We start from the raw sequence: 10,248 nt of genomic DNA on the forward strand, positions 1-10,248 counted from the left end.
GGCCCGTCCGGTCCGCCGGCGGCCGGCGGTGACGCCCTCCGTCCCGCGTCCCGCGTACGGGACGACGATCCGGGCGACGGCGGCCCGGGCGACGGCGGCCCGGACACCGCCGGGGCCGGACCATCGGCTGTCGGCGCCGGGACCGGTTCCGTTCCGCCCGCGCGTGCGGGCACGCGGTCATCGAGCCAGCGGGACGACCACCAGCCGAATGATCACCAGTGGGACGATCGCCAGCAGGACGATCATCGGAGGGACGATCATCAGCGGGACGAGTGGCTGCTGGAGAAGGCGGCGCTCACGGCCCGGCTGGCCACCGCCGAGCGGCAGGCGGCCGAGTCCGAACAGCGGGTCACCGCCGCCGAGGGGCAGGCCGCTGTCGCCGGTCACCGGGTGTGGATGCTCGAGGAGGCCCTCGCCCGGGCCGAGGAGCCGGGCGAGCCCGACGACGCGGTGCCGTCGGACGCCGAGAACGTCCAGGCGCTCGCGGCCGAGGCCGTGCGGCTGCGCAGGCAGCTCGCCGAGGCCGAGGAGCGCTCCGCGAAGTTCTCCTCCCGGCTGGCGATGGCGCGTACCGAGGCCGAGGAGGCCCAGCGCCAGGTCGCGACCCTGACGACGAGGCTTGATCGCCACCAGGCCGAGTGGGCCGCCGAGAAGGTCCGGCTGCTCGCCCAGATGAGTGGCGGCGAACAGGCCTCGGCCGTGTCCGAGCACACACGCACCGCCCGCGTCGAACTGGATCTCCCGGATCCCGGCCACCCCATCGAATCCGCCCGCGGGGCTGCCGCCCGGCCGGATGTTCCGGCCACCCTCGAGCCGGCCACCCTCGAGCCGGCTGCCCTCGAGCCGGCCACCCTCGAGCCGGCTGCCCTCGAGCCGGCTGCCCTCGAGCCGGCTGTCGGTGAGGACACCGTGGTGGCGGGCCAGCCGGATACCGGCGCTGCCGGCGGGCAGCCCACCCACGCGGAGGCCGGTGGGCCGGCCGCTGGCGTGGCGGAGGACCTCGACAACGCCGATCTCCGTGACGTCTGGGAGGCCCGCGAGGCCCGGGAGGGCCAGTCCTCCGCCCTCCCCGATGGCCGCGGCCCCAGCGGTCGGCGAAGTCGCGATCATGTTTTTTTCGCGCTGCCGGCGGCGGAGGAGCCCGAGTTCCTCGAGGAGGATCCGGCTGTCGCCGCGGTTGTGCCGGTGCTCACCGCCCGGCCCGTCCCGGGCGCCCAGCCGGATCGCCGTTCCCCGGGCACAGCGCCCGTGGGCGCGGCATCCGGGGCCTCGGCACATGCGGGCCCGGTGCCCGCGGGGGCGTCGGCCACTCCGGGTAGCTCCTCCGGCGCAGCCATGGGCGCTTCGCCCGCCGCGTTGCCGGGTTCAGTGGCGCTGGCCGGGCTGACCTCGCTGTCCGGTTCCTCCGGCCCCGGTGGCGGCTCCGGCCCCCTCCCGCCGCCCGCCGCGGTGCAGGGCGCCCGCCGGGACAATCTCAAGGAGATCGTCGGGATCGGCCCAGTCGTGGAGGCACGGCTGCACGCGCTCGGCATCGTCAGCTTCCGCCAGCTCGCCGATCTCAACGAGGACGGGGTCAGCTGGCTCGGCAGCGTCCTGGAGGGTTTCGGCGACCGGATCGTCTCGGACGACTGGGTGGGCCAGGCCGGTTCCCTCCACGAACGCCACCACCGCGGCCGGGTCTGACCGCCGGACCAGGTAGCGCGGACCAGGTAGCGCGGAGCAGCGTCCGCGGTCGCCCGGGCCGGGCGGATATGCGGTCGTCCAGGGGCAGGGACTGATCGAAATGTTACTGTCCGTCACTGAATGTCCGACCGCCGCCGGGTGTGGCAGGGGCGTCCACGGGCTGTCCGCGGCGTCCTGCGAAGCCATCCCGGGCGCGGCGGGCAGCCGATTCCGGTGCGTCCGCGCCGCCGCTGGCCGGTGGTGGCACCGACCGGCCGGGTGCGCTGGTCATGAATATGGCTACGGGCCGGTTCCGAGTACCGGTCGCTGATATTTCTGATTGGTATCAGAATTGATATCGAATGATTTATGGAAATTCTGACAATCCGTTCCCGTGGACGTTTCTCGGGCCTGGGCCGGGCGGTCCCGTGGGTGCCGCTCCGTGGGCCGGCGGATGATCCTGTTTCTTTCGGGGCGAGCGGGTTCGCATGTCAACCGGTATCGGTCGCGCATACGCCACGGTGGCGGCCCGCTCGTCACGGTTCCGGCAGCCGGCCGCGCGAGCGACGAGCCAGCGTGTTTCCCACCGGTTACGACCGCGTCCCGTGAACGCCGGACGGGCCGCTGCCGCCGCGATGCGCGCGGATATGGCCCGACGCTGGCGCCAGTTCCACCGGGGAGTGGTTGCCGGGATTTTCCGGCCGGGCCGGTGGAGCGTCCTCCCCGGTCCGCGGCCACCTGGCGGCCGGGGGCCGTTCCGGCTGTTTTCCCGAATGTCGCGACAGCGGGCCGGCCATTTTCCCGCCCGGCGCCCGGCCAGCCGGGTGATGGATGCGGAGAGTAACGGATGTTCGCCTGGGCATGTGATCGTTTTCTGCCGCCGTTGGGCTCCCCGTGGCCCGATGTGGGTGGACCGCAACGGCCATGCGAATATTGTCGCCGGGCGTCCACCTCCCTCCAGCCGAAGGCGATGCGATCTTGTTATCGCGCTGCCGGGGCCAGGGGGAGAACGGCCGAAGGTGGTGTGATCTTGCTTTTGCGCCGCCGGTGGGCAGCGGAGTGGTACAAGCCGAAGGTGGTCCGATCGTGATTTTTCGGACGACCGGCGAGCGGAGGGGCACGGTGTCGACTGCTTGATCGGACGCGACCTGATTTCTATGTTTCGTAGTATTTGTCCGGCTGACAACACTCCGAACGCATAACCAGGGGGGATCGGTCTTCCGTGGCGGCACGTGGTGACTGGATGGACGCCACCTCTCTCATCGAGGGTGAAGTGCGCGAACTCGTCCGGCGCCATTCCCTCGACCCGGTCGAGGAGCCCGTCCGCATACGCCAGCTCGTCGAGGACGTCCTCAGCGAATATGAGGAACGCGCGCTCACCAGCGATCTGCCGCCGATTGTCGACCGCTCCACCACCGCCCGGCTCGTCCACGACGCGGTCGCCGGATTCGGGGCGCTGCAGCGCCACCTCGACGACCCGGCAGTGGAAGAAATCTGGATCAACGAGCCCGGCCGGGTGTTCGTCGCCCGTAACGGGCGCAGCGAGCTGACCACGACGATCCTGACCGCCGACGGCGTCGCGGACCTCGTCGAACGGATGCTGAAGAGCTCCGGGCGGCGGGTGGACCTCTCCACCCCCTTCGTGGACGCCATGCTGCCGGACGGCTCGCGCCTGCACGTGGTCATCCCCGATGTCACCCGGGCCCACTGGTCGGTCAACATCCGCAAGTTCGTCCTGTCCGCGGCCAGCCTGGACGAGCTGGTCGCCCTGTCCACGATCACCGCGCCGGCCGCGGCCTTCCTGGAGGCCGCCGTCGCGTCCGGGCTGAACATCATCGTCGCCGGTGGGACGCAGGCGGGGAAGACGACGATGCTCAACTGCCTGGGCTCGGCGATGCCCGGGCGGGAGCGGGTCATCTCCTGCGAGGAGGTCTTCGAGCTCAAGCTCCGGGCGCCGGACTGGGTCGCCATGCAGACCCGCCAGGCCAACCTGGAGGGCACCGGGGAGATCCGGCTGCGGCGCCTGGTCAAGGAGGCGCTGCGGATGCGCCCGGACCGGATCATTGTCGGCGAGGTCCGGCAGGAGGAAGCCCTCGACCTGCTCATCGCGCTCAACTCGGGCCTGCCCGGCATGTGCAGCCTGCACGCGAACTCGGCCCGCGAGGCGGTCACCAAGCTGTGCACCCTGCCGCTGCTCGCCGGGGAGAACGTCAGCCACGCCTTCGTGGTGCCGACGGTCGCCGCGAGCGTGGATCTCGTCGTCCACCTGGCCAAGGACGCCAGCGGGCGCCGGCGGGTCACCGAGATCGTCGCGCTGCCCGGGCGTACCGAGGGGGACGTCATCGAGATCGCCCAGATCTACCGGACGCACGGCAGCACCCTGGTGCGGGCCGAGGGCTACCCCCCGCATGCCGAACGGTTCGCCCAGGCCGGCTACGACCTGCCCGCGCTGCTCGCCGCGACCGACCGTGACCGTGACCGTGACCGCGCTCGTGATCGTGATCGTGATCGCGGCTATGCCGAGCGGGCCGCGCTGCTCGAGCGGTCCCCGCTGGGCGAACGATCATGGCTCGAGATCCGGGGAGGGGAGGGCTGATGGGTATCTTCCTCGGCCTGCTCTTCGGGCTCGGCCTGTTTCTCGTCGTCACCAGCGGCCGTCCCCGTGTCCGGCGTGACCCCGGCACCGCCAGATGGCGGGTGCGGACCAGGGAACTTCTCGCGCAGGCAGGTATCCCGGGGGTCAGCCCCGACCAGCTCCTCATGATCAGTGTTGGGGCCGGCCTGGTGGTCGGCCTGCTCGTCCTTGCCTTCACCGCCACCTGGTCGCTGGCCGGGGCGTTCTTCGTCTTCGCCGCCCTGCTGCCGCGGGCGATGGTGGTGCGGCGCCGGCGCACCCGCATGCACGACCTGCGCGAACTGTGGCCGGACGTGGTGGACAACCTGGCCAGCGCCGTACGGGCGGGGATGTCCCTGCCGGAGGGGCTCGCGTCGGTGGGGGTGCGCGGCCCGGTCCCGCTGCGCCCCGCGTTCACCCGCTTCGGTGAGGACTACCGGGCGACCGGCTCCTTCTCGGCGAGCCTGGACCGGCTCGCCGACGACCTCGCCGACCCGGTCGCCGACCGGATCATCGAGTCGTTGCGGATGGCGCGGGAGGTCGGCGGCACCGACCTCGGCCGGCTGCTGCGGACGCTGTCGGCCTTCCTGCGGGAGGACGCGCGCACCCGCGCCGAGCTGGAGACCCGGCAGAGCTGGACGGTCAACGCCGCCCGGCTCGCGCTCGCGGCACCGTGGGTCGTCCTGCTGATGCTGGCGACCCGCGGGGAGACCGTGCGCGCCTACGACAGCCCGACCGGCGTCGCCGTGCTCGCGACCGGCGGCGGCGTGTCGGTGCTGGCTTACATGATCATGAAATGGATCGGGCGGCTGCCCGAGGAAGGCCGGGTGCTGGGGAGCAGCCTCTCGGGGAGCCCGCGGTGAGCCCGGCGGCGACCGGCGCCCTGATCGGCCTGCTCACCGGGCTCGGGCTGCTCATCATCATCCGCCGGTCGCCGGTTGTCCGGCGGATCCGGCTGGCCGACCGGATGGATCCCTACCTGCGCGACGCCCCGGCGCAGTCCCGGCTGCTCGCCGACCGTCCGCGGAGCACGATGTCGTCCCGTAGCGGTCTGGAGGAGCTGCTGCGGCCTTTCGTGCGGGACGCGGCCCGGCGGCTCGACCGTTTCCTCGGTGGGCGCGCCGCCCTGACCCGGCGGCTGACCCAGGCTGGCGGACGGACGTCCATCGAGGAGTTCCGGGTCCAACAGGTGATCTGTTCCGTGGCCGGCGCGCTTGTCGGCGCGTTCCTGCTGCTCGTGCGGGCGCTCACCGGCGTCGGGCCGCCGCCGATCGTCGGCGTCGCCATGGTCGTCGCGGGGGTCGCGGGCGGGATCGTCGCCCGGGACTGGTGGCTGACGCGCGCGATCCGGGAACGCGAGGAACGGATACTGATCGAGTTCCCGACCGTGGCCGAGCTGCTCGCGCTCGCGGTGACCGCGGGGGAGAGCCCGATCGGCGCGCTGGAGCGGGTCAGCCGGCTCTCCCACGGGGAGCTCGGCCGTGAGCTGCGGCTGGCTCTCGCGGACGCCCGCGCCGGGGCCACCCTCGTCCAGGCACTCGAGGGCATGGCCACCCGGACGACGGTGCCGTCGCTGGCCCGGTTCGTCGACGGCATGGCCGTGGCCATCGAACGCGGCACACCGCTGGCGGAGGTGCTGCGGGCGCAGGCGGTGGACGTCCGGGAGGCGGGCAAACGCCAGCTGCTGGAGGCCGGCGGCCGCAAGGAGATCGCAATGATGGTGCCGGTGGTGTTCTTCGTCCTGCCGACCACTGTGATCTTCGCTTTCTATCCGGCGCTGGTCAGTCTTTCCTTCAACGCCCAGTGATGACGGCCGGTGATTTTCTGGAGATTTTCTCGCTGTCCGCCGAGCAGAGGCGTATCCGAAGTGCCCGAAGGGCTCGAAGAGCCCGGAAGAATGCGAAGGAGCTGTTGGCCGTGCGTGTGTTCGCGATGTTCGTGAGCCGCTGGGTGCTGGAGCGGGAGAGGCTGTCCCGGGCCGGGAGAGACCTGCTCGTGGCAGGGGCCGGGCAGGCCGGCGGCGACCGCCGTGACCGCCGTGACCGCCGTGACCGCGGGGACGTGCCCGGCTGGGTCATGGTCACCGTCATGACAGCAGCCCTGGTCGTCGCCCTGATGGCGGTCGCCGTGCCCCAGCTGCGCGATGTCTTCACCAATGCGATCGACTCCGTGGTCGGCAACGGCTGACCGCGCCGGGCCTCCCGCGCGAAGGCTCAAGATCGCCACCCTGTTCCCGGTGCGGGACCGCCTGTTCTCCCCGCTGTTCTCCTCGCGGGAGCATCGACCCGTTCCGGCGTGCCCGGCAGCGAGCGGGCGCGGGTTCGGGGGTTTCCCCGCGCGGCTGCGCGCCCGGGCGGCAGCGCCACGGCCGGCGTCCGAGCGCGCCTTGACGTCCGAGCGCGCCTTGACGTCCGAGCGCGCCTTGACCTCCGAGCGAGGCTCAGCGTCCGAGCGCGGTTCGGCGGTCGTCGAGTTCGTGCTGGTCGGGACGTTGCTGCTCTTCCTGTTCCTGGGGGTCGTCCAGGTCGGCGTGGTGCTGCACATCCGTAACACCCTGGCCGCGGACGCCGCCGAGGGCGCCCGGCACGCGGCGAACCTGAACATGCCCGAGGACTCCGGCGGCCCCTACGCGGAGCGGCTGATCGCGTCGTCCATCCCCGGGCGTGCCGACACCCGCTGCACCAGCGCCGCCACGACCGGCGCGTCCGGCGTGCCCCTGGTCGAGGTGCGCTGCCGGGTCGCCGTACCGCTGACGGTCCTGCCAGGAGGCGCGAAGACGACGATCACGGTCGTCGGCCACGCGGTCAAGGAGACCCCGTGAACATGCCCCCACGACACCAGCTCCGCCCGGGCCCCGACCCTGATCAGACGGACCCTGATCAGACGCGGGAGCGGGCGCCAGGTCGGGCTCGGCGACGCCTGCCGCGCCCGCACCGCGAGTGGCACCTACATCGCGCATGGCGCCGGTTCCGTGAGTGGGGCCGGCGAGGCGACCAGCGTCGGCCGCGCCCGCTCGACGACAGCGGCACCGCTCTGATCGAGTTCGTCGGCCTGTCGGTCCTGCTGCTCATCCCGTTCGTCTATTTCTTCCTCAGCGTGTTCGCCGTCCAGCGGGCCGCGTTCGCGGTGACCCAGGCCGCCCGGGCCGCCGGCCGGGCGTACGCCACCGCCGACAGCGAGGAGCAGGCCCTCACGCGCGCCCGGGTCGCCGCCGAGACGGCCTTCGCCGACCAGGGCCTCGACGGCGCCCCCGAGCTGCATTTCGCGCCCGAGGGAGCGGACTGCGGCGCCGGCAACCCCGGCGACGGCGCCGCGTCCCTGGCCCCCGGCTCCCGCTTCACCGTGTGCGTCCGCTCCGTCGCGGCGTTACCCGGAACAGCCCGGCTGTTCACCGGCCTCGCCGACATCACAGTCAACGGAAAATTCATAGTCGTAGTGGACGCCTACCGCCGCGACCGCACCCAGGCCCCCGCGGCATAAGGAGATTCTGGCCATCCGCTGAATTCCCGGAATCACGTGCTTTCATGCAGGCCTGGTCGACGTCGCCAGCATCCCGCTCGGCGGGTGACCCAGGATGTGAATCCAGCGCTGCCCTGACAGCAGTGGAGCCGCATCCTTCGGAGGCTGCCCGGGCAGAGGTTTGCAGGGCTGTGTCTTGGTGGCGTCTCCTGTTCGTGCGTCGGTTGTGCGGCCGGCCGGTTATAGTGCTGACGCGGCTGTTTATGGCACGATGACGGAGGGCATGATCGTACTGGACGTGTCGGGATGGTTTCCCGCTCATCGATCTCCCGCATACACGTTGTAGGTGGAGCTGGACGGGATGATCAGCACATCTCCTCCGGCGCGGTGGATGGCCACAGTTGCCCGCATCCGTGTGTTTTCTGCCGGTGGCGACGCGTGAACATCCCCACGTTGACGACGGGGCGGTTGGTGCTTCGGCCGATCTGTCGTGAAGATCTTGACGCGTCCACCGCCATCTGGTCCGACGCCGAGTTCGGGCGGTATGTCGGTAATCATGATCGGCACAGTATGTGGCACAACCTGGCGGCCAACATCGGCGCGTGGGAGCTGGAAGGGGCCGGCTCGTGGTCGGTGGTGGAGCGGGCCGCCGGCGCGCTGGTGGGCCGGGCGGGGCTGTGGTACGAGCCGGGATGGCCCGGGATCGAGCTGGTGTGGTTCATCGGCCGGCCCTGGTGGGGGCGCGGGTACGCGCCCGAGGCGGCACGCGCGTCCGGGACCTGGGCGTTCGCGAACCACGGTGTGAACCGGCTGGTGGCCATCCCGCACCGGGACAACCAGCAGTCCATCCGCGTCGCCGAGAAACTGGGCATGACGTTCGAGCGCTATGAAACTCTGCACGAGACCGACAGCGCCATCTACACGATCACCCGAGCCGAATGGGAAGCCCGCACCGGTGGCTGATCGCTGGGAGGTTTTTTCAGGACCCCTCTGGCCAGGATTGATGATGGTACTCCGACTCGCGGCGGTCTCATGGTTCTGATAATTGAAACAGGAGTTCTGAGCAAACCGCTGTACTGTTCCGGGAATATGGGTGGCCGGGCAGGTCCTGATCCGGTGGGACAGCACGACCGGGGCTGGGCCTGTCAGGAGACGATCAGGTTGCTGTCGCCGAACTCGACCGACACAACCTCGAGCAGGATGTTCTCCCCGAGCTCGGTCCAGGCCGCGTCGATCGGGGAACAGCGCAACCGGTGTGCTCGTGGCCGGTGAACGCGCGGACGTGGAGCGGTTCGTGAAGCGTTTGGAGGATGCCGCTGGGCGATCCGGGTTCGAGCTGGACGCGGCACAGGTGCGGGTCGCCGGCCGGCTTGCCCAGCTCGGCGCCGAGGTGTCGCGGTGGCGGGGCCCGTTCGGTCGGCAGCCGCGCGGGGTCTACCTCTGGGGGCCGGTCGGCCGGGGCAAGAGCTGGCTGATGAACGTGTTCTACGAGAGCGTGCCGACGGACAAGAAGCACCGGGTGCATTTCCACGAATTCTTCCGCCAGTTCCATTCGGCCTTTTCCCGGCATCGGCAGAAACGCCGGGCGGTGGACTTCGCGGTCGAGGAGCTCCTCGCCGGCTGCCGTCTGCTGTGTTTCGACGAGTTTCACGTCCATGACGCCGGCGATGCCATGTTGGTCAGCCGGCTGTTCACGTCGCTGTTCGAGAAGAAGATCACTCTGCTGGCCACGTCCAACTATCCGCCGGATGGTCTGCTGCCAAGTCCGATCTATCATCATCTCTTCGTTCCCATGATCGAGAAGATCGGACAGACGATGGACGTGGTCGAGCTTGCCGGTTCACGGGACTACCGCGGCCGGTCCTGGTCGGGTGAGCCCCGGTCGCGGTTCGAGACCGGTGTCTACATGTGGCCTGGCACGGACGCCCAGCTCCATGACGCCGGCCTGACGGCCCCGGCCGAGGCGGAAACCACCGCACTCGACGTGGGCGACCGGCGGATCCGGGCCTTGGCGGCCCGCGGCGACCTCGTCTGGTTCGATTTCTTCGATCTGTGCGACACGGCCAGGTCCGCGACGGACTATCTGATTCTCACCGGCCGCTTCACGACCTGGGTGATTTCCAGGTTGCCGCGTCTCGCGGAGGTCGGCCGGGACGCCCGGCAACGATTCGCCAATCTTGTCGACATTCTCTGCGACGAGGACGTGCGGCTGTTCCTCGTCGCGTCCGCGCCGCTGGTGGATGTGCTCCACGGCGATGATCTGCCGCCCGACATCGGGCGGATCGCCAGCCGACTCTCCCTGCTGTCCGTGGTCTCGCCGCGCCCTTGTCATGGCCAGGAATGTCGCATTCATTAATACGCTATCACTTGGATCGAATGGGTGGCCCGCGCCGCTGGATAATTTTGTTAAAATATATCGTGGGTGCCGACTTCCAGCCAGACGATGTGTGGTTCATCGGTCTTTTTGGACGGTCCGTAGGCAAACGTCGCGCGACCGTCGGGTGCCCACGTCA

The 10,248-nt window shown here is 70.5% G+C and carries 8 protein-coding genes and 1 pseudogene; all 9 read left to right on the top strand.

The window, feature by feature from the left end:
• Nucleotides 1-1,683, top strand: a pseudogene (locus tag NBX02_RS05400) (hypothetical protein); the annotation flags it as partial.
• A gap of 1,222 nt (nt 1,684-2,905) precedes the next feature.
• On the top strand, nt 2,906-4,258 hold the full coding sequence (locus tag NBX02_RS05405) for an ATPase, T2SS/T4P/T4SS family (RefSeq protein ID WP_250290267.1): 1,353 nt from the start codon (nt 2,906-2,908) through the stop codon (nt 4,256-4,258).
• Nucleotides 4,258-5,139, top strand: a complete 882-nt coding sequence (locus NBX02_RS05410; protein ID WP_250284355.1) for a type II secretion system F family protein — start codon at nt 4,258-4,260, stop codon at nt 5,137-5,139. The genes NBX02_RS05405 and NBX02_RS05410 overlap by 1 nt, the downstream gene beginning before the upstream one ends.
• Nucleotides 5,136-6,083, top strand: coding sequence for a type II secretion system F family protein (locus NBX02_RS05415; protein WP_250284353.1), 948 nt, complete (start codon nt 5,136-5,138; stop codon nt 6,081-6,083). The genes NBX02_RS05410 and NBX02_RS05415 overlap by 4 nt, the downstream gene beginning before the upstream one ends.
• A gap of 110 nt (nt 6,084-6,193) precedes the next feature.
• Nucleotides 6,194-6,463: a hypothetical protein gene (locus tag NBX02_RS05420; RefSeq protein WP_250284350.1), complete on the top strand. Its 270-nt coding sequence runs from the start codon at nt 6,194-6,196 to the stop codon at nt 6,461-6,463.
• Entirely contained in the window at nt 6,432-7,097 is a 666-nt protein-coding gene (locus NBX02_RS22945; RefSeq protein WP_445548277.1) for a TadE/TadG family type IV pilus assembly protein, read from the top strand. Before NBX02_RS05420 ends, NBX02_RS22945 begins: the two co-directional genes overlap by 32 nt.
• Before the next feature lie 2 nt (nt 7,098-7,099).
• The gene (locus NBX02_RS05430) at nt 7,100-7,756 is read left to right on the top strand and encodes a hypothetical protein (RefSeq protein WP_445548278.1); all 657 of its coding nucleotides are present in this window, start codon (nt 7,100-7,102) and stop codon (nt 7,754-7,756) included.
• 450 nt (nt 7,757-8,206) lie between these two features.
• Nucleotides 8,207-8,698 carry a GNAT family N-acetyltransferase gene (locus tag NBX02_RS05435; protein WP_250290270.1) on the top strand — a complete coding sequence of 164 codons (492 nt, stop codon included), beginning with the start codon at nt 8,207-8,209 and terminating at the stop codon, nt 8,696-8,698.
• 331 nt (nt 8,699-9,029) lie between these two features.
• A complete protein-coding gene (gene zapE / locus NBX02_RS05440) occupies nt 9,030-10,091 on the top strand; it encodes a cell division protein ZapE (protein ID WP_250284344.1) in 1,062 nt (353 codons plus the stop codon).
• Nucleotides 10,092-10,248 lie beyond the last annotated feature (157 nt).

It is taken from the genome of Protofrankia sp. CiP1_Cm_nod1, assembly GCF_920888515.1.
Classification (GTDB): Bacteria; Actinomycetota; Actinomycetes; order Frankiales; family Frankiaceae; genus Protofrankia.